This window comes from Cupriavidus numazuensis, assembly GCF_905397435.1.
In the GTDB taxonomy this organism is placed as follows: Bacteria; Pseudomonadota; Gammaproteobacteria; order Burkholderiales; family Burkholderiaceae; genus Cupriavidus; species Cupriavidus numazuensis.
Window position 1 is genome coordinate 152,974 of the sequence record NZ_CAJPVI010000001.1, and the last position, 19,390, is coordinate 172,363.

The 19,390-nt window shown below is 66.0% G+C and carries 19 protein-coding genes; 9 read left to right on the forward strand and 10 right to left on the reverse strand.

From position 1 onward, the window contains the following. The first annotated feature begins 195 nt into the window (after positions 1-195). Positions 196-2,820 carry a DNA mismatch repair protein MutS gene (mutS, locus tag KHO41_RS00815; RefSeq protein ID WP_211951413.1) on the forward strand — a complete coding sequence of 875 codons (2,625 nt, stop codon included), beginning with the start codon at positions 196-198 and terminating at the stop codon, positions 2,818-2,820. Beyond that, entirely contained in the window at positions 2,817-3,857 is a 1,041-nt protein-coding gene (locus KHO41_RS00820; protein ID WP_211951414.1) for a metallophosphoesterase family protein, read from the forward strand. The genes mutS and KHO41_RS00820 overlap by 4 nt, the downstream gene beginning before the upstream one ends. Before the next feature lie 69 nt (positions 3,858-3,926). On the opposite strand, the gene KHO41_RS00825 is transcribed toward KHO41_RS00820, so the two are convergent. Continuing rightward, positions 3,927-4,451, reverse strand: coding sequence for an FKBP-type peptidyl-prolyl cis-trans isomerase (locus KHO41_RS00825; protein WP_211951415.1), 525 nt, complete (start codon positions 4,449-4,451; stop codon positions 3,927-3,929). Between the two features lie 11 nt (positions 4,452-4,462). Between KHO41_RS00825 and KHO41_RS00830 the strand changes: the two genes are divergently transcribed. Both KHO41_RS00830 and KHO41_RS00835 read left to right on the forward strand, forming a co-directional pair. Continuing rightward, the gene (locus KHO41_RS00830) at positions 4,463-5,671 is read left to right on the forward strand and encodes a ribosomal protein uL16 3-hydroxylase (RefSeq protein ID WP_211951416.1); all 1,209 of its coding nucleotides are present in this window, start codon (positions 4,463-4,465) and stop codon (positions 5,669-5,671) included. A gap of 200 nt (positions 5,672-5,871) precedes the next feature. After that, complete coding sequence (locus KHO41_RS00835; protein WP_211951417.1) at positions 5,872-6,114, forward strand: hypothetical protein; 243 nt, start codon at positions 5,872-5,874, stop codon at positions 6,112-6,114. A 107-nt stretch (positions 6,115-6,221) separates the two neighbouring features. On the opposite strand, the gene KHO41_RS00840 is transcribed toward KHO41_RS00835, so the two are convergent. The 7 genes from KHO41_RS00840 to KHO41_RS00870 all read right to left on the reverse strand — a co-directional run bounded on the left by KHO41_RS00840 (position 6,222) and on the right by KHO41_RS00870 (position 12,246). Further along, a complete protein-coding gene (locus KHO41_RS00840; RefSeq protein WP_211951418.1) occupies positions 6,222-7,010 on the reverse strand; it encodes an MBL fold metallo-hydrolase in 789 nt (262 codons plus the stop codon). 73 nt (positions 7,011-7,083) lie between these two features. Beyond that, positions 7,084-8,319 carry an outer membrane protein assembly factor BamC gene (gene bamC, locus KHO41_RS00845; RefSeq protein ID WP_211951419.1) on the reverse strand — a complete coding sequence of 412 codons (1,236 nt, stop codon included), beginning with the start codon at positions 8,317-8,319 and terminating at the stop codon, positions 7,084-7,086. A 46-nt stretch (positions 8,320-8,365) separates the two neighbouring features. After that, complete coding sequence (gene dapA, locus KHO41_RS00850) at positions 8,366-9,250, reverse strand: 4-hydroxy-tetrahydrodipicolinate synthase (protein WP_211951420.1); 885 nt, start codon at positions 9,248-9,250, stop codon at positions 8,366-8,368. 137 nt (positions 9,251-9,387) lie between these two features. Continuing rightward, entirely contained in the window at positions 9,388-9,963 is a 576-nt protein-coding gene (locus KHO41_RS00855) for a class I SAM-dependent methyltransferase (RefSeq protein ID WP_211951421.1), read from the reverse strand. 11 nt (positions 9,964-9,974) lie between these two features. Continuing rightward, complete coding sequence (locus KHO41_RS00860) at positions 9,975-10,640, reverse strand: site-2 protease family protein (RefSeq protein WP_211951422.1); 666 nt, start codon at positions 10,638-10,640, stop codon at positions 9,975-9,977. Positions 10,641-10,691: 51 nt separating this feature from the next. Next, entirely contained in the window at positions 10,692-11,315 is a 624-nt protein-coding gene (locus tag KHO41_RS00865; protein ID WP_211951423.1) for an L-threonylcarbamoyladenylate synthase, read from the reverse strand. 85 nt (positions 11,316-11,400) lie between these two features. Continuing rightward, positions 11,401-12,246: a 3',5'-nucleoside bisphosphate phosphatase gene (locus tag KHO41_RS00870; RefSeq protein WP_211951424.1), complete on the reverse strand. Its 846-nt coding sequence runs from the start codon at positions 12,244-12,246 to the stop codon at positions 11,401-11,403. Between the two features lie 152 nt (positions 12,247-12,398). On the opposite strand from KHO41_RS00870, the gene KHO41_RS00875 reads away from it, so the two are divergent. After that, positions 12,399-13,487 (forward strand): NAD(P)/FAD-dependent oxidoreductase, encoded by a 1,089-nt coding sequence (locus KHO41_RS00875; protein WP_211951425.1) that lies wholly within the window; start codon positions 12,399-12,401, stop codon positions 13,485-13,487. A gap of 15 nt (positions 13,488-13,502) precedes the next feature. Here KHO41_RS00875 and KHO41_RS00880 read toward each other — a convergent pair whose 3' ends face one another. After that, complete coding sequence (locus KHO41_RS00880; protein ID WP_211951426.1) at positions 13,503-14,396, reverse strand: alpha/beta fold hydrolase; 894 nt, start codon at positions 14,394-14,396, stop codon at positions 13,503-13,505. A 122-nt stretch (positions 14,397-14,518) separates the two neighbouring features. Here KHO41_RS00880 and KHO41_RS00885 point away from each other — a divergent pair, with 122 nt between their 5' ends. Further along, positions 14,519-16,249, forward strand: a complete 1,731-nt coding sequence (locus KHO41_RS00885) for an acyl-CoA synthetase (protein WP_211951427.1) — start codon at positions 14,519-14,521, stop codon at positions 16,247-16,249. Here KHO41_RS00885 and KHO41_RS00890 read toward each other — a convergent pair. Further along, the gene (locus KHO41_RS00890) at positions 16,246-17,094 is read right to left on the reverse strand and encodes a ferritin-like domain-containing protein (protein ID WP_211951428.1); all 849 of its coding nucleotides are present in this window, start codon (positions 17,092-17,094) and stop codon (positions 16,246-16,248) included. The two genes, KHO41_RS00885 and KHO41_RS00890, sit on opposite strands and share 4 nt — an antisense overlap. Positions 17,095-17,254: 160 nt before the next feature. Here KHO41_RS00890 and KHO41_RS00895 point away from each other — a divergent pair, with 160 nt between their 5' ends. From KHO41_RS00895 to KHO41_RS00905, 3 genes are all read left to right on the forward strand, one after another. Further along, on the forward strand, positions 17,255-17,779 hold the full coding sequence (locus KHO41_RS00895; RefSeq protein WP_011297277.1) for a gamma carbonic anhydrase family protein: 525 nt from the start codon (positions 17,255-17,257) through the stop codon (positions 17,777-17,779). A 42-nt stretch (positions 17,780-17,821) separates the two neighbouring features. After that, on the forward strand, positions 17,822-18,823 hold the full coding sequence (gene hslO, locus KHO41_RS00900; RefSeq protein WP_211951429.1) for an Hsp33 family molecular chaperone HslO: 1,002 nt from the start codon (positions 17,822-17,824) through the stop codon (positions 18,821-18,823). A gap of 107 nt (positions 18,824-18,930) precedes the next feature. Further along, complete coding sequence (locus KHO41_RS00905; RefSeq protein ID WP_376988959.1) at positions 18,931-19,359, forward strand: hypothetical protein; 429 nt, start codon at positions 18,931-18,933, stop codon at positions 19,357-19,359. The last annotated feature ends 31 nt before the right edge of the window (positions 19,360-19,390 follow it).

Genomic DNA, 19,390 nt, shown 5'->3' on the forward strand with positions numbered 1-19,390 from the left:
CCCGGCGTAGGTTTTTCGGGATGATACGCTAAAAACCTACGCTAAAGACTGGAGTGTAGGCGAGTGACGATGAGTGTTGACGAGATGAATGAGAGTCTCATGACTGACGCGGAGGCCGCGCCAGCAAAGGGATTGCGCGGAAAGAGGTCCCCCGACCAAGCTGTGACGGGACCTTCCGCAGAGCGTCACACGCCGATGATGCAGCAATATTTACGCATCAAAGCGGACCATCCGGACACTTTGCTCTTCTACCGGATGGGCGACTTCTACGAGCTGTTCCACGACGATGCCGAAAAGGCCGCGCGGCTGCTCGATATCACGCTGACCGCGCGCGGCAGTTCCAACGGGGTGCCGATCCGCATGGCCGGCATTCCGTTCCATTCGGCCGACCAGTACCTCGCCAAGCTCGTGAAGCTCGGCGAGTCGGTCGCGATCTGCGAACAGATCGGCGACCCGGCCGCAAGCAAGGGACCGGTCGAGCGCAAGGTGGTACGCATTGTCACGCCCGGCACGCTGACCGACGCCTCGCTGCTGCCGGACAAGTCCGATACGTTCCTGATGGCGGTCCATCAGCAGACCACGCGGCGCGGCATCAGCAAGACCGGCCTGGCCTGGCTGAACCTGGCCAGCGGCGAACTGCGGCTGATGGAATGCGAAGCGGCACAGCTCGCGCGCGAATTCGAACGCATCCGCCCCGCCGAACTGCTCTACGCGGATGGCATCGACTTGCCTGCCGTGGCATGCGCGCGTACGCGGCTGCCGGAGTGGCACTTCGACCAGGATGCCGGCACGCGCCGCCTGCTCGAACAGCTTGGCGTGGCGAGCCTGGAACCATTCGGCTGCGCCGGGCTTGGCGCCGCGATCGGTGCGGCCGGCGCGCTGCTGAACTATGCGGCGACCACGCAAGGCCAGTCGCTGCGCCATGTGCGTGACATCAAGGTCGAGCGCGAATCGGAATTCGTCGGACTAGACTCGGCCACGCGCCGCAACCTGGAACTGACCGAGACGCTGCGTGGCGGCGAATCGCCCACGCTGTTCTCGCTGCTGGATACCTGCGCGACGGCGATGGGCAGCCGCGCGCTGCGCCACTGGCTGCATCACCCGCTGCGCAACCCGGCGCTGCCTCGTGCACGCCAGCAGGCCATCGGTGCTCTGATCGACCACGGTATCGACGACCTGCGCGGCGCGCTGCGCAAGCTTGCTGACGTGGAGCGCATTACCTCGCGGCTGGCGCTGCTGAACGCGCGCCCGCGCGACCTGTCTTCGCTGCGCGATACGCTGCGCGCGTTGCCGCATGTGCGTGCGTGCCTGCAGGCCGAGCCGGACAGCTCCCTGCTGTCGCTGACCGTCGCCGAACTCGCCGTGCCGCAGGCTTGCCTCGATCTGCTGATCTCCGCAGTCGCCGAGGAGCCCGCCACGGTCGTGCGCGACGGCGGCGTGATCGCACGCGGCTATGACGCGGAACTCGACGAGCTGCGCGATATCTCCGAGAACTGCGGTCAGTTCCTGGTCGACCTGGAATCGCGCGAGCGTACCCGCACCGGCATCGCCAACCTGCGTGTCGAGTACAACCGCGTGCACGGCTTCTACATCGAGGTCACGAACGGCCAGGCCGACAAGGTGCCGGACGACTATCGCCGACGCCAGACGCTGAAGAATGCCGAGCGCTACATCACGCCCGAGCTGAAGGCCTTCGAGGACAAGGCCCTGTCGGCACAGGACCGGGCGCTGGCGCGCGAGAAGCAACTCTATGACGTACTGCTGCAGGCGCTGCTGCCGCATATCGGCGAGCTGCAACGGGTGGCGGGTGCGCTGGCGCGCCTGGACGTGCTGGCCGCGCTGGCCGAGCGCGCACAGACGCTGGACTGGTCGTGCCCCGAGCGCGTCGACGAAAACGTGGTCGACATCGTGCAGGGCCGCCATCCTGTGGTGGAAGGCCAGCTCGCGGCCGAATCCGTGCCGTTCATCGCCAACGACTGCCAGCTCAACGAGGCGCGCAAGCTACTGCTGATCACCGGCCCGAACATGGGCGGTAAGTCGACCTTCATGCGGCAGACCGCGCTGATCGTGCTGCTCGCCTGCGTGGGTGCCTACGTGCCGGCCCGGCGCGCCGTGATCGGACCGGTGGACCGCATCTTCACGCGTATCGGCGCCGCCGACGACCTGGCCGGCGGGCGCTCCACGTTCATGGTCGAGATGACCGAAGCGGCAGCCATCCTGCACCACGCCACGCCTGCCAGCCTGGTGCTGATGGACGAAATCGGCCGCGGCACCTCGACCTTCGACGGGCTCGCGCTGGCCTGGGCGATCGCACGCCATCTGCTGTCGCACAATCGCAGCCACACGCTGTTTGCGACCCACTACTTCGAGCTCACGCAACTGCCGCAGGAGTTCCCGCAGGCGGCCAACGTGCACCTGTCGGCTGTCGAGCATGGCGACGGCATCGTCTTCCTGCACGCGGTGCAGGACGGGCCGGCCAGCCAGAGCTACGGCCTGCAGGTCGCGCAGCTCGCCGGCGTGCCGCAACCGGTGATCCGCGCGGCGCGCAAGCATCTCGCATGGCTCGAGCAGCAGTCGGCCGATGCCACGCCAACGCCGCAGCTCGACCTGTTCGCCCCGCCGCCGCATCCGGACACGAGCGACGAAGACGAGCCGACCGCCACGACGAAGCCTGCGCAAATTGCCTCTCTGCTGCCGGAGCAAGCAGCCGTACTCGACGCGCTCGCGGATCTGGACCCGGACAGCCTCACGCCGCGCGCTGCGCTGGATGCGCTCTACCGGCTCAAGGTGCTGGCTGGCGAGGTTGTTGACGCCGCATGAACGCCTGTGGCTGCCGGCTCCGTGGCCGGGCTTTGATCATTGCCGCATTGCTGCCGTTGCTGGCCGCCATGTCAGTGTCCGCCGCCGCGCCAGCCCGCCGCGCGGGCAAGGCCGCTGCCCCGGAGACCATCCGCATCGCGTTGCTGTCGGACCTGCCGCAATGGCCGGCAGCCGAAGACCGGTTCGCCGCCCTCCTCGACCTGCTGGCCGAGCGCAAGCTCGACCTCGTTGTCCATGCAGGCGGCATCAAGGGCGATACGGAGTCATGCGGCGATGCGGTGCTGCAGGCCAGGCAACACCTGCTCGACCAGTCGCCGCTGCCGCTGGTGTACGTGCCTGGCGAAACCGACTGGGCCGAATGCCACCTGCCAGTCAATGGCAACTTCGATGCCATGGAGCGGCTCAACCGCTTGCGCGAGCTGTACTTTCCGGAAGACGCCACGCTTGGCAGGCACCCACGCGCAGTCGTGCGCCAGTCGGACCAGGCCATGTTCCGCAGCTTCCGCGAGAACGTGCGGCTCAGCCTCGGCAACATCCTGCTGGTCGGCCTGAACGTCCCGGGCGACAACAACCACTACCGTAACGAAGGTGGCCGCAACGGCGAGTTCGAGGATCGTCGCGAAGCCAACCGGCAGTGGCTCGCGCGCGCGTTCTCGCTCGCGCAGCAGCATGGCATGACGGGGATCATCATCGTCGCGCATGGCGATCCGCAGTTTGGCAACGGCTGGGAGAAGCGCGGCAAGCCGTCGCTGCTTGACGGATTCATGCGCCGGCGCCCGCGGGATGGCTATCTGGAGTTCAAGCGGCAGCTGCGCGAACTGGCTGGCCGCTATCGTGGGCAGGTGCTGCTCGTGCACGCGGGCAGCAGTGGTTATCGCACCGACAAGCCATTACGTGACTCGGCGGGCAAGCCGATGCCGAACTTCACGCGCGTGGCGTTGCCGGTCGGCACGACGGCGCAATGGACCGAACTGATCGTGACGCCGCAAGCGGCCTCGCCGTTCAGTGTGGTGCTGAAGGACGGGGTCGGAAATTAGCCGGCGCTCGCCATAAAACAAAAGAGCCGGCATGACCGGCTCTTTTGCTGACATCGCTACTGCGAGATCTCAGTGCAGCGTACGCGGGGTGTCGTCGTCATCTTCGTCGACCACCTCGACGCCCGATGCGCCGTGCGCGTGACCGTGCTCGATTTCCTCGGCCGTGGCTTCGCGCACTTCGGACACCTTCAGCCAGAAGCGCAGCGCCATGCCGGCCAGCGGATGGTTGCCGTCGAGCACCACCTTGTCTTCGGCCACATCGGTCACGGTGTAGATGACGGAGTCTTCTTCATCGCCATCTTCCGGCATGCCTTCGAACTGCATGCCGACTTCGAGCGGCTCGGGGAAACGGTCGCGCGGCTCGACCTTGACGAGGTCGGCGTCGTAGTCGCCGAACGCGTCTTCGGGTTCCAGCTGCAACTGAGTCTCGAAGCCCGTGTCGTGGCCGTCGAGTGCTTCCTCGATCTTGGGGAACGTGCCATCATAGCCGCCGTGCAAGTAGACCATGGCCTCATCCGATTCCTCGATCAGATTGCCTTGCGCATCCGACAGCTTGTACACCACGGACACCACCGTGTTCTTAGCGATTTTCAATTCTTGACTCCATGAACGATTCCGCATTATACGCGCACGCCCTGCCACCTGGCCCCGTCGATCCGGATGCACCGCTCGGCCTTCTCGGTGGCATGACGCCCGCTGCATTCATGCGCGATATCTGGCAACGGAAACCGCTGTTGATTCGACAGGCATTTCCCGAGATTGTGCCGCCTGTGTCGCGCGAGGCGCTTTTCGCCCTGGCCGACCGCGACGAAGTCGAGTCGCGCCTGGTGACGCACTTCCGCAACAGGTGGAAGCTCGAGAACGGCCCTTTCGCCGCCGACAACCTGCCGACCATCAAGACTAAACAGTGGACCCTGCTGGTGCAGGGTGTCAACCTCCATGACGCAGCCGCGGCCGACTTGATGGGCCAGTTCCGCTTCGTGCCCGACGCGCGCCTGGACGACTTGATGATCAGCTACGCGACCGACGGCGGCGGCGTCGGTCCGCACTTCGATTCTTACGACGTATTTCTGTTGCAGGTTTCGGGCCGGCGCCGCTGGCGCATTTCGTCGCAGACGAAGCTCGACCTCGTGCCGAACATGCCGCTGAAAATCCTGGCCGACTTCAGCGCCGAAGAGGAATGGGTGCTGGAGCCCGGCGACATGCTCTACCTGCCGCCGCAGTATGCGCACGACGGCATTGCCGAAGGCGAATGCATGACATGCTCGATCGGCTTCCGCGCGCCTGCGTACCGCGAACTTGCGGGCCATTTCCTTGCGTGGCTGTCCGAGACGGTCGAAGACAACGAGGACCTCGGCGGACGTTACGCGGATCCTGGCGAGCGTGCGGCGAAGCATCCCGCGCAACTGCCCGCCGGCATGGCGAAGGCCGTTGCGCAGCGCCTCAAGGCACTGCAATGGAACAGTGCGATGGTGTCGGAATTCGTGGGTACCTACCTGTCCGAACCGAAGCCGACGGTCGAGTTCGCCGAGGTGCCCGATATCGCGATGCGCCAATACGCCAAGCTTGCGCGCACGCATGGCGTCGTATTGGCGCCCGGTTCGATTGCGCTCTATGACAACACGCATTTCTTCCTGAATGGCGAAGCCTACGAACCCGAGCCGGAACTGGCACAGTGGTTGCGGCGATTGGCCGATTATCGACAACTTTCCGCAAAGGAAATGGAGGCATGTGCCGACCTGCCGGACCTGCTTGACACCTTCCATCACTGGTCTCTCGAAGGCTGGTTACAGCTGTCACCGCCTGCACTGTAATAATGCGTAACATTGCAATTCCGTAAATTTTCACGCTACACAAGCCGGGAAAACGCGGATATAATCGTCGGCTGGCTAGTACTGTGTACCACTGCATTTGTCGGCACCGGGAGAGCCTCTATTTTGCAGTTCAAGAGCGATAATTACCGGTAATTATTCATCGCCTGTTTTTTTGGTTATTACAAGTTAAAGGACGAACAATGAAGAAGTCTCTCCTGATCGCATCGCTGCTGGCCGCTGTTGCTCTCGCCGCTTGCGGCAAGAAGGAAGAAGCTGCTGCTCCGGCTGCTGACACCGCTGCTCCGGCCGCTGCCGCTCCCGCCGCTGACGCTTCGGCTCCCGCCGCTGAAGCCCCGGCCGCTCCGGCTGCTGAAGCCTCGGCCCCGGCTGCTGACGCATCGGCTCCGGCCGCTGACGCTTCGGCTCCGGCTGCCAAGCAGTAATTGGTTCGCACCAACAAAAAAACCGACCTTCGGGTCGGTTTTTTTGTTTCTGCGGCGGTTGCATTAGCCACCACCAGCTCTTTCAGGCCACCAAATCTGGTCGCCTCTTATCCCCGGACTGACTGCCAGTCCAGCCCCGCTTCCTGATCCGCCACCAGCACGTCCGTCGGCAATGCGCCAAGCGCAGACGCCAGCGCCTCCGTGGCAAGTTCACGCGTATTGTTCTGCTTGCTCAGGTGCGCCGCGACCACGCGGTTCAACCCGCTATGGGAAACCTGCGCGAGGATGCTTGCCGCGACCTCGTTGGCCAGGTGACCGAGATCACCGCCGATGCGACGCTTGAGCGATGCCGGATAGACCGAGTTGCGCAGCATTTCGCGATCGTGGTTGCATTCGAGCACCAGTGCATCGACGCCTGACAGGCGCGCCGTCACATAAGGCGTTTCCATGCCGATATCGGTCAACACACCAAGGCGTGCATCCCCATCGGACAGCACGAATTGCAGAGGTTCGCGCGCATCGTGCGGCACGGTATAGGGCAACACCTGCAGGCTGCCGATGCTGAACACATGGTCTGCACCGCAGACGCGCACGTCCGCCAACTCGGCGCCCCGCATATGGCGGGTTGCCAGCCATGTACCATGGCTCGTATACACAGCCAGGTCGTGGCGTGCCGCGAACGGGTAAGCGGAGCCGACGTGATCGCCATGCTCGTGCGTCACCAGCACAGCATCGAGCTGGTCCGGCGTGACACCAAGGCGCTCCAGGCGCCTGGCCGTCTCGCGGATGCCGAAGCCGCAGTCCAGCAGGATGCGGGTGGTGGTGGTTCCTTCGCGGGATTCAACCAGCAGCGAGTTGCCCTCGCTGCCACTGCCAAGAAAGGCAAAGCGCATCATGCGAGCGCCCGCCTCATGACATATCGCGTAATCCGGGCCGTGCGGCCCGTTCGATCGACCGGCACTCCACGTATCAGTGGAGTTGCTCGTCGAGCAGCGAGAGGATGCGCTTGCCGACTTCGCCGTTCTCCGGCTGACCGGCATCGTTGAGCACCGTCACCAGCGTGCCCGAGCCCGTGCCCTTGAGCGCCACGCGGTACTTCTTGGCGGTCTTCGGATCATCCGGCTTGGTGAACAGCTTCGAGAAGAAGCCACGGCTGTCGACATTGGTGCGCGGATCGACATAGCGCACGTAGTACAGGCCCTGGGCGCGGTCGCGGTCTTCGACTGTGAAGTTCACGCGGTCGAGCGACAGGCCCACCGAACGCCAGGCGCGGTCGAACGGCTCGGGGATCTGCAGCGCCGGCGAGCCATTGACCTGCGACAGGTAGGACTTGCCGGCGGCCGATGCGGCATCGCCCGCGGCCGCAGCACCCGTTGCCTCGGCAGCAGCACCAGCCGCTGCGGCGTTGCCCGCCGGCGCCGGGTTCTTGGCCATCTGGTTAGCCTGTTCCTTCTGCACGCCCAGGCGCTGCGCGAGGCGCGAAAGGAATTCGGCTTCCAGTTCCGGATCGGCCGGACGCGGCGTCCAGACGGTGGTCGACTTGTCGACACCGGTCAGTTGCTCCTGCGCGCCACGATGGCTGATGAAGACTTCGAGCGTGCCGTTCTGCGAGCGCTCGACGCGCGTGCGGAACTTGTCGCGCTCCGACGTCGAGTACAGGCCGTCGAACACCTTGCCGATGGTGTTGCGGATGATGTCCTGCGGAATCTTGGCGCGGTTTTCCGCCCAGTCCGTTTCCATGATGCCGGTCTCAGGCGAATCCTGGACCAGCAGGAAACCGCTTTCCTGCCAGAAGCCACGCAGCGACTGCCACAGCTGGTCGGCGCGCATGCCGTTGCTGATCACGAGCCAGCGCTGGTTGCCGTCGCGCTCCATGCGGATGCCCTGCGCCGAAGGCAGGACGTTTTCCGTCGGCGATGCCTCGCGGGTCTTGGTCGCCTGGCTGTAGTTCGACAGCGTGGAGGTGTTCGTACCGCCCTGGTCCGGCACGGAGTAGCGGCGATCGCCATCCAGCTTGGTCAGGTCAGGCGGGATGTCGAGCGACGGCGTACGCTTGGAAGCCGACGACTTGTAGTCGATCTTGTCCGGCTGCATCGCATCGTTGATGCTGCTGCAGCCCGTGATCACGCCCGCGGCAAGCACGGGCACAACCAGTGCGGCGCGGCGGACTTGCGTCGCGCCACGGCGGTTAAGCTTGAGTTTCATTGACACGCAATCCTAGTTGATGGGACGGCACGGGTGCGCCGGAAAATCAGCGCAGCAGGCCAGCGGCGGCCAATGCCTTGCGCACGGTCTCGTAGTTGGACTCCAGCAGCGGCGTGAGCGGCAGGCGGATGCCGCCTTCCATCTTGCCCATCTGCTGCAGGGCCCACTTGACCGGAATCGGGTTGGCCTCGACGAACATCGCCTTGTTCAACTCGATCAGCTCCATGTGCAGGCGGCGCGCGGTCACCACGTCGCCCTTGAGCGCGGCCACGCACATCTCGTGCATCTTGCGCGGTGCCACGTTGGCAGTCACCGAGATATTGCCCTTGCCGCCCAGCAGGATCAGCGCCACGGCGGTCGGATCGTCGCCGCTGTAGATCGCAAAGCCTTCCGGCGCATCCTTGATCAGTTGCGCGGCGCGGTCGATGTTGCCGGTCGCTTCCTTCACCCCGACGATACCCGGCACCTGCGCGAGGCGCAGGATGGTGTCGTTGGTCATGTCCGCAACGGTGCGGCCCGGCACGTTGTACAGCAGCACCGGCAGCTCCACCGCCTCGGCGATGGTGCGGAAATGCCGGTACATGCCTTCCTGGGTCGGCTTGTTGTAGTACGGCACGACCTGCAGCGAGGCATCGGCGCCAACCTTCTTGGCGAAGGCCGTCAGCTCGATGGCTTCCTTGGTCGAGTTGCCGCCGGTACCGGCGATGATGGGAATCCGCTTGCCAGCCTGCTCCACCGCCACGCGAATCAGTTCGCAGTGCTCGTCCACCGAGACGGTGGGCGATTCGCCGGTGGTGCCAACGATCACGATGGCATCGGTACCCTCGGCCACGTGCCAGTCGACGAGCGCGCGCAGCGCCGGGTAATCCAGGCTGCCGTCCTCATGCATCGGGGTGACGATGGCAACAATGCTGCCGGTAATCTGTGTCATAACGTTAGGGAATTCGGGATGCGAATAACGAGATTGTACCGGAACAGCCGGCCGGCTCGACCGATGTTCCGACAAGGGGTTACACCAAACGGTTCAACGTGTGAAGCCGCATTCTCGCGGACAACTTAGACGCCGCTTCAGCCCGGTAGCCGGTAGCGTGGCGGCACGCTGCCGCCTGCCGTGTGCGCCACCTCGCGCACCGCACAAAGACGCTGCACAAACGCCGTACGGGGCACTTCCAGCACGCCATCCTCATAGCCGATCACACGCAGCCCGTGCGTGCGCGCCACTTCGAGAAGTTCGCCGGGATTCAGAAGAAAATCCGGCCGCGAAGGCTTGCCGACGGTCTCGTTTCCGCTCGCGAAGGTCTCATAAAGCAGCACGCCACCCGGCGCCAGCGCGCCGGCAAGGTCTGCCCACAGCGGACGATGCAGGTAGTTGGTGATGACGATCGCGTCGAACGGCGCCTCGTCGGCGAGCGGCCAGGCACCCTGCTCCAGGTCTTCCACGCGCCCGCCAATCGGCGCAGGCAGCGCGGCAACGGCCTCGGCATCGCGGTCGACGCCGACCACCGCATGGCCGCGCTGTGCGAACCAGCGCGCATGCCGGCCGCTGCCACAGGCAAGATCGAGTACGCGACCGGCCGGGCGCACAAGGTGCGCCCAGCGCATGACCCAGTCGGACGGAGCGCCGGTCGGCGCATGGGCGAGCATGGACCTCGCCCCTACTGCAGCAGCATGATGATCGGCCGCAGCATCAGCTCGACGACCGAACTCAGCAGGTTGATCACCGGCCGCATCCAGACCGAGGTGATCACGCCTGCCGCCACCAGCGCCAGCACGACAAAAATGCCATACGGCTCGATGCGCGACACCGAATAGGCCACGCGCGGCGGCAGCAGCGCGGTCAGCACACGGCCGCCGTCCAGCGGCGGAATCGGAAACAGGTTGAACGCCGCCACGACCAGATTGACCAGCACACCGGCGCGAGCCATTTCGCTGAAGAACGGCTCCGACACCCGCCCCCAGGCCAGCCCGATCGCGATCAGCGCCCACAGGAAGGCCTGCACGATATTGCTGACCGGACCGGCCAGCGCCACCCACATGCCGTGCCAGCGCGGATTGCGCAGCCGCCCGAAATCGACCGGGACCGGCTTGGCATAGCCGAACACGAACTGGCCGCTGGTCAGCAGATACAGCAGCAGCGGCACGGCAATGGTGCCGATCGGGTCGATGTGCCGTGCCGGGTTCAGGCTGACGCGACCCAGCGCGTAGGCCGTCGTGTCACCGAAGTGCTTGGCCACATAGCCGTGCGAAGCCTCGTGCAGCGTGATCGCGAACAGCACGGGCAGGGCATAGACGGCAAAGGTCTGAATGAGGGAGGAATCCATGAGACTTATTGTACCGGGCGGGCTGGCCGCCGCATCACATGCGGCGGGAATTCAGAGACCGAACCGTGCGATATCGCCCCTTCCCTGGCGCACGAGTTCGGGCTCTCCACTGGTCAGGTCGATCACGGTGGTAGGCTCGGCCGGCGCCGGGCCGCCGCAGATGACCAGATCCAGCAGCTTTTCGAGCCGGCTGCGGATTTCCGCCGGATCGTTCATCGGCTCCTCGTCGCCTGGCAACTGAAGCGTGGCGGTCAGCAACGGCTCGCCGGCCTCGGCCAGCAGCGCCAGCGGGATGGCGTGCTCGGGCACGCGCACGCCGATGGTCTTGCGCGAGGGGTGCGACAGCCGCCGTGGCACTTCCTTGGTGGCTTCCAGGATGAAGACATAGGGCCCGGGTGTGGCGCCCTTGATCCAGCGGTACTGCCGGTTGTCGACGCGCGCAAAGCTGCCCAGTTCGGACAGGTCGCTGCACATGAGCGTGAGGTGGTGCTTGTCGTCGATGCCGCGCAGCCGGCGCAGGCGCTCCACGGCGGCCTTGTCGTCAAGCTGGCAGCCCAGCGCGTAGCTGGAGTCGGTCGGCAGCGCGATCAGCCCGCCCTGGCGGACGATCTGCACGGCCTGCTTGATGAGCCGCGGCTGCGGGTTCTGCGGATGGATTTCGAAGTACTGGGACATGGCCGGGCTCAGGGACGGGATCTGACGAAGTTCGTGCCCGGCGGCAAGGCCCTGTCGGCCGTGCCTGCCCGGCGGCCTGCGGAGGCTACCAGTCGTGCCATACCGGCGTCACCGTCGACGGCAGCGGCGGCAGCGCGCCGAGCTCCACGCGACCCTCACCAGGGCCGTGGAAGTCCGAGCCACGCGACGCCAGCAGGCCGTAGTGGCGCGCCACCTCGGCATAGCGCCGGTACTGGTCCGGCGTATGGCTGCCGGTCACGACCTCGACCGCACGGCCGCCCAGGGCCGTAAATTCGTCGAACAGCGCGTCGTGCTGCGTATCGGTGTAGTTGTAGCGGCCCGGGTGGGCCATCACGGCAATGCCGCCCGCAGCCTTGATCCAGGCGATCGCCTCGGACAGCTTCGCCCAGCGGTGGCCCACGTAGCCTGGCCGCCCTTCGGACAGGTACTGGCTGAATACATCGCCGATCGTCGCACAGTGGCCCTGATCCACCAGCCAGCGCGCGAAGTGCGTGCGGGAGATCAGGTCGGGATTGCCCACATACTTGAGCGCGCCCTGGTAGGCGTTTTCAATGCCGATCTTCGCGAGCGCTTCGCCGATATCGCGTGCGCGCCGGGCACGGCCGGAACGCGTGTCGGCAAGCCCGTCGATCAGGTCGGGACAGAACGGATCGATCTGCAGCCCGACGATATGCACGGTCTGCCCGGCCCACGTGACCGAGATCTCGACACCGGATACATAGCGCATGCCCAGTGCCTCGGCCGCGGCACGCGCCTCGGCCTGGCCGCCAACCTCGTCATGGTCGGTGAGCGACCACAGCCGCACACCGCCCGCATACGCGCGTTCAGCCACGGCGCGTGGCGACATCGTGCCATCGGACACGGTGGAATGGCAGTGCAGGTCGGCGTTGATCGTTTGCATGTCGGGCATATGACTATTCTACTCTTGTATGTGCTTTCGGGCTGACCCGCACGCGTGCACAACCACTCACACAAAGCCCTTGCCGGCAACGCTGGCGTCGGGAAGATGGCGCCGTCCGCGCGGTATAGTCGGGTTTTGGAATCTCCTCGCCGCACCCGCCAATGTCCACCGACAACACCACTGCCCTGCCCGGCATCGCCGACACCACCACTACCGACGTGCTGATCGTGGGCGCGGGCCCGGTCGGCCTGTTCGCCGCGTTCCAGGCCGGCGTGCTCGGCCTGAAATGCGAGCTGATCGACGTGCTCGATCGCGCCGGGGGCCAATGCACGGAGCTGTACCCCGAGAAGCCGATCTACGATATTCCGGCCGTGCCGGGCTGCCTGGCCCAGGACCTGGTCGACCGCCTGCTCGAACAATGCGCGCCGTTTGCCTTTCCGATGCACTTCAACCAGCGCGCTGAAGGCGTGGCCGAAGTGCTGCCCGCGCAGGGCGACGGCCATCCGCGCCTGCTGGTAACGACCGACAGCGGCAAGCGCTTCGACGTGGCCGCCGTGCTGGTCTGTGCCGGCGCTGGCGCGTTTGCGCCGCAACGGGTATCGCTACCGGAAGCACCGGCGCTCGAAGGCCGCCACGTGCACTATGCGGTGCGCGATGTGTCGCGCTTTGCAGGCAAGCGCGTGGTGGTGGCGGGCGGCGGAGACTCCGCGCTCGACTGGGCGCTGGCCCTGCGCAAGGTCGCCGCGCGCGTGACGCTATTGCACCGGCGCGAGGGCTTCCGCGCGGCCGATGGCACCGTGGCGGAAATGCGCGCGGCCGTGGAAGCCGGCGAAATGGACTTCGTCGTCGGCATGCTCGGCGCGCTCAAGACTTCTGGCGACGGCGACCATGCGGCACTCTCGGAGATCGAAGTCCGCAGCCGCGACGGCGTGCAGACCCTGCCCGCCGACGAACTCGTGGCGCTCTACGGACTGGTGTCGGAGCCGGGCCCGATCGCACAGTGGGACATGGACATGCGCGCCGGCCGCATCCTGGTGGACACCACGACGTACGAAAGCTCGCGGCGCGGCATCTTCGCTGCCGGCGACATCGCGTATTACGCCAACAAGCAGAAGCTCATCCTGTCCGGCTTTCACGAAGCCGCGCTGGCCTTGCGCAAGGCCTATCACTACGCGTTTCCGCAGAAGTCGCTGGTGCACGTGCACACCAGCAACAACGCGGCGCTCAAGGAAAAGCTCACGCACGCCTGAGGCGCGCGGCCTGCGTCAGGCAATGAACGATTCGATCAGCGCCGCCACCGCGGCGGGCTGGTCGTGGTGCAGCATATGGCCCGCGTCGTCGATCACGGCCTCGCGGAAATCGCGGAACGCGCGGAAACGCTCGCGGAATTCTTCAAGCGTCTGCTTGTGGGCAATATGGCGCAACGTCGCCGAGTCACGCGCCTCCACATGCAGCACCGGCGCGCTGACTTGCGCCCAGATCGCCATCACCTCGTCGACCCGGTACAGCACCGGATTCACCAGCTTGTGCGCCGAATCGCCGAGGATTTCCCACTGCCCTGCTTCATTGCGGCGCGACCAATGCTCGGCCAGGAACGCGGCGCGGTCATCGGGCAGGCGCGGATTGGTCTTCTGCAGCCGCGCCGCCACGCCGCTCACATCGTCGTAGGTACGCAGTTCGGGCTTCTGGCGCAGTTCGTCGAGCCAGCGCGCATAGCGTTTCGGCGCCTGCTCGGCGCGCGTCTGCGTCAAGCCAAACCCTTCGAGATCCACCACGCGGCGCACGCGTTCGGGCCGGATGCCCGCATACAGGCAGGACACGTTGGCACCCATGCTGTGGCCCACAAGATCGACCTGCCCGTCGGGCTGGTAGTGGTCGAGCAACGCCTCCAGGTCAGCAAGGTAGTCGGCAAACCAGTAGGACCCGGTGCCCGGGTAGCGCGTCGGCCAGTCGGTCTCGCCAAAGCCGCGCCAGTCGGGCGCGATCACGTGCCAGTCACGTTCCAGGCAGTCCACGAGGAACTGGAACGATGCCGCCACGTCCATCCAGCCATGCAGCATGAACAGCTTCGGCGCGCCCGGCGTGCCCCACTGGCGCACGTGGTAGCGCAGGCCGCGCAACGTGATAAATTCAGAGCGCGAGGTTTCCTTGATTGTCATGTGTCTCCCCTGGTTGCGGTTCTTCTCATCCTTGCACGGAGTTTGGGGGCCGGCGCGGAAGCCCGCACAAAATAGAACGACCGTTCGCAGAATTATAACGAGACTCTCAAGGAGACAGCTACATGGCTGCAGCGGCCCTGCCGGCAAGCCGGCGCGATGACTACCAGGCGCTCTACGATTCTTTCCGCTGGCACGTGCCCGAGCACTTCAACCTGGCCGAAGCCTGCTGCGGCCGCTGGGCACGCGACCCGGCCACCGCGGACCGCATCGCGGTCTACACCGAGCACGAGGACGGGCGCCGCGACGCGTTCAGCTATGCGTACCTGCAGGCCGAAGCCAACCGGCTGTCTGCGGCGCTGCAGGAGCTCCGCGTACAGCGCGGCGACCGCGTTGCTATCGTAATGCCGCAACGGATCGAGACCGCCATTGCGTACATGGCGATTTCCCAGCTTGGCGCCATCGCCACGCCGCTGTCGATGCTGTTCGGGCCTGAGGCGCTGGCTTATCGCATCAGCCACAGCGAAGCCATCGTGGCGATTGCCGACGAGACCTCGATCGACAACGTGCTCGCCGCGCGCCCGGAATGCCCGACGCTCGCCACCGTGATTGCCGCCGGCGATGCACGGGGACGTGGCAATCACGACTGGGACATCCTGCTGGCCGCGCAACTGCCGACCTTCACGGCCGCGCAGACCAAGGCCGACGAAGCCGCCGTGCTGATCTACACCAGCGGCACCACAGGGCCGCCCAAAGGCGCGGTGATCCCGCACCGCGCGCTGATCGGCAACCTGCCCGGCTTCGTGTGCTCGCAGAACTGGTATCCGCAGGACGACGACGTGTTCTGGAGCCCGGCCGACTGGGCGTGGACCGGCGGATTGTGGGATGCGCTGATGCCGGCGCTCTACTTCGGCAAATCGATCGTCGGCTACCAGAGCCGATTCACGGCCGAACGCGCGTTCGAACTGCTGGAACGCTACGGCGTCACCAATACCTTCCTGTTTCCGACAGCGCTCAAGCAGATGATGAAGGCCTGCCCTGAACCACGGCAGCGCTACACGCTGAAGCTGCGCGCGCTGATGAGCGCCGGCGAGGCGGTCGGCGAAACGGTGTTCACATGGTGCCACGATGCCATGGGCGTGGTCGTCAACGAGATGTTCGGGCAGACCGAGATCAACTACATCGTCGGCAACTGCACGGCCCAGCATGACGAAGCGCGCCTGGGCTGGCCCGCGCGCGCCGGATCGATGGGGCGGCCCTATCCGGGCCATCGGGTACAGGTCATCGATGACGAAGGCAGGCCGTGCGCCCCCGGCGAGGACGGAGAGGTCGCCGTCTGTGCCACCGACATCCATGGCCACCCCGATCCGGTGTTTTTCCTCGGCTACTGGAAAAACGAAGCGGCCACCGCCGCGCGCTATGTGGAGCGCGACGGCCTGCGCTGGTGCCGCACTGGCGACATGGCGCGCGTCGATGCCGACGGCTACCTGTGGTACCAGGGCCGTGCCGACGATGTGTTCAAGTCGTCGGGTTACCGCATCGGCCCGAGCGAGATCGAGAACTGCCTGCTCAAGCATCCGGCCGTGTCGAACTGCGCGGTGGTGCCGTCGCCTGACCCCGAGCGCGGCGCGGTGGTCAAGGCGTTCATCGTGCTGACGCCTTCGGTGGCGCGCTCGTTCGACAGCGACGCGGCGCTGGTGACCGCACTGCAGGAGCATGTGCGCGGCCAACTTGCGCCTTACGAGTATCCGAAGAAGATCGAGTTCATCGACCAGTTGCCGATGACGACGACCGGCAAGGTGCAGCGGCGCGTGCTCAGGCTGATGGAGCAGGAACGCGCTGGCAGCAAGCGTTAGCCGGCCGATGCCTCCAGCCACGCCAGTTCATCCTCGTCGAAGCCGGCTGCGCGGCGCGCATCGAGGTTGAACGGTCCGCGCAGCTTCGGCGCGCGGTGCTGCTGCGCCAGTGCAGCATAGGTCGATACCGGATTCAGTCCGCGCTGCTCGCACAGCCAGCGGTACCAGCGGTTGCCGATCGCCACATGCCCGACTTCATCACGCAGGATGATGTCGATGATGGCCGCGGCCGCCTGGTCGCCGGCACCGGCCAGCTTGGCGCGCACCGGCGGCGAGGCATCGAGCCCGCGTGCCTCCAGCGTACGCGGCACCAGCGCCATGCGCGCCAGCACATCCCCTGCCGTGCGGTCGCACATCTCCCACAGGCTGTTGTGGGCCGGAAAATCACCGTAGGCAAATCCCAGCGTGCCGAGATGGTCGGCCAGCAGCGTGAAATGGAACGCTTCCTCGTCGGCGACGCGCAGCCAGTCACGGTAATAGTCCGCGGGCATGCCGGCGAAGCGCCACACGGCATCGAGCGCGAGGTTGATGGCGTTGAACTCGATATGGCAGAGCGCGTGGATCAGGGCAGCGCGGCCGGCGTCGGTATGCAGTGAGCGACGGCGTTCCACGCGTTGCGGCGGCACCAGTTCGGGACGCGCCGGGCGGCCGGGGATGGGAAGCGCGGCCTCCATGTGGTCTTTCGTGCCCAGAATGCCTTCGTCAGCCTCCGCGACGCCTCGGAAAAGCGCGCGCGCCGCAGCGGCCTTGTCCCGCGCATCGGTCAGGCAAAGTACATCAAGCGCCTGCCGGCGCAGCGTTTGTGGAGGATCGGGCAAACGGGCGGCGGGTGAAATCTCTGGCATGGGCGTAAAATCCGGTCTGCCGCCATTGTAGAGCCACGCCGGGCGCTGCCCGGCCCCGTATGCGGCGTGCCGGCACCCTGGCCGGCCCCGCGGCAATTCTCCGGCGCTCTTTAAAGACCGGCGGCAATCCCCAGATAACTACCTTCGTGCAGGAGATTCCATGGCGCTGTACCAGCTCGGCGAACTCGTTCCCAATATCGACCAGGACGCCTATGTGGCTCCCGAAGCCACCATCATCGGCAACGTGACCATGAAGTCGCGCGCCAGTGCATGGCCGGGCGTCGTCATCCGGGGCGACAACGAACCGATCGTGGTCGGCGTGGACACCAACATCCAGGAAGGCTCCGTGCTGCACGTCGACCCGGGCTGCCCGCTGACGCTGGGCGACAAGGTTTCCATCGGCCACCAGGCCATGCTGCACGGCTGCACCGTGGGCGAAGGCTCGCTGATCGGCATCCAGGCCGTGGTGCTGAACCGCGCCGTGATCGGCAAGGAATGCCTGGTCGGCGCGGGCGCCGTGGTAACCGAAGGCAAGGTGTTCCCGGACCGCTCGCTGATCCTCGGCGCGCCGGCCAAGGTCGTGCGCGAACTGACCGACCAGGACGTGGCCAACCTGTACCGCAACGCCGAGACTTACGCCACGCGTCAGGCCATGTACAAGCAACAGCTCAAGCGGATCGACTGACACGCGCCGCGGCAGCTACAACCGATTGACAGACAGATTATTGTGACTGATACGACCACTACCGACACCCTGCAGAAATTCCTGTTCGACGCGGCCCCCGTGCGCGGCGAACTGGTCCGCATGGAAGCCACCTGGCGCGAAGTGCTGAACCGCCACGCCTATCCCGCGCCCGTGCGGCGCGTGCTCGGCGAGATGATGGCGGCCGCCGCGCTGCTGTCGGCGAACCTCAAGTTCAACGGCGCGCTCGTGATGCAACTGCACGGCGACGGCCCGGTGCGCATGTTGGTGGTGGAGTGCCTGTCCGACCTGTCGATGCGCGCCACGGCCAAGCTGGCCGAAGGCGTGCAGATTGCCGATGACGCCACGCTGGCCGACCTCGTCAATGTCCACGGCCACGGCCGCTTCGCCATCACGCTCGATCCGAAGGACAAGCTGCCGGGCCAGCAGCCGTACCAGGGCATCGTGCCGCTGTCCGACGCGCACGGTCCGCTGGCGTCGATGAGCGCCGTGCTGGAACACTACATGCAGGCGTCCGAACAGCTCGACACGCGCCTGTGGCTGGCCGCGGACGACCACGCCGCAGCGGGCATGCTGCTGCAGAAGCTGCCGTCTTACGGCGGCACGCAGGAAGTCGGCGAGACCGGTGCTGCCCTGTCGGGCGAGAGCCGTGCGCAGGACCTCGATACGTGGGATCGTGCGTGCCAGCTTGGCAACACGCTGAAATCGGATGAGCTGCTGACCGAGACGCCGGACACGCTGCTGCGCCGGCTGTTCTGGGAAGACCTGCAAGACGCCGGCCTGCGCGTGTTCGAGCCGATGACCCCCCATTTCCATTGCTCGTGCTCGCGCGCCAAGGTGGCGGGCATGCTGCAGTCGCTGGGCCAGGAAGAGATCGACGGCATCGTGGCCGAGCGCGGCCATGTGGAAATCCATTGCGATTTCTGCGGCCAGCGCTACGAATTCGATGCCGTGGACTGCGCCCAGCTGTTCACGCCGGCCCACGTGGCCACCGGCGCCGGCGAAGGCGCCCATCACCACCACTGAGCCGGAAACCGCCGGCTTGGCCGGCGGCATAGCAAGCATGTCGGGTGCGAACCACCCTGCAGGGCGCAAGTCCAACAGCTAAGCTGTTAGCAAATGGCGCCCTGCCCATGGCCGGCGCCAGACGTTCCGACCTGCCACTTGTTGCTGCCATGTCCGCCGCCCGCTTCACTCGCTCCCTGCCTGCCCTGCCAACCTTGCTGGCAGCCGCGCTGCTGGCCGGCGGCTGTGCCGCGCCGGTGCCACGTGATCTCAACGGAACCCCCGCCACGGCGCGTCTGGCCCCGGATGCCGCGACGACCGCACCGATCACGGTCGAGCAGATGCAACAGCTCGACGCCCTGAACCAGCAGATCCTGCGCGACCAGGAAGCCGCCATCCGGCAGCAGCAGGCCTACGAGGCCGCTTACCGCTCGGCCTACGCCTACCCGAATGTCAACTGGAATCTGTTCTACGGAGGCTGGGGTGGCGGCCACTGGGGCGCTGGCGTCGGTTTCAGCTCACCTGGCTATTGGGGCGGCTACCCGTACTGGTGGTAAGGCGGCAGGACGGCCGGCGCAAAGCCGGTCC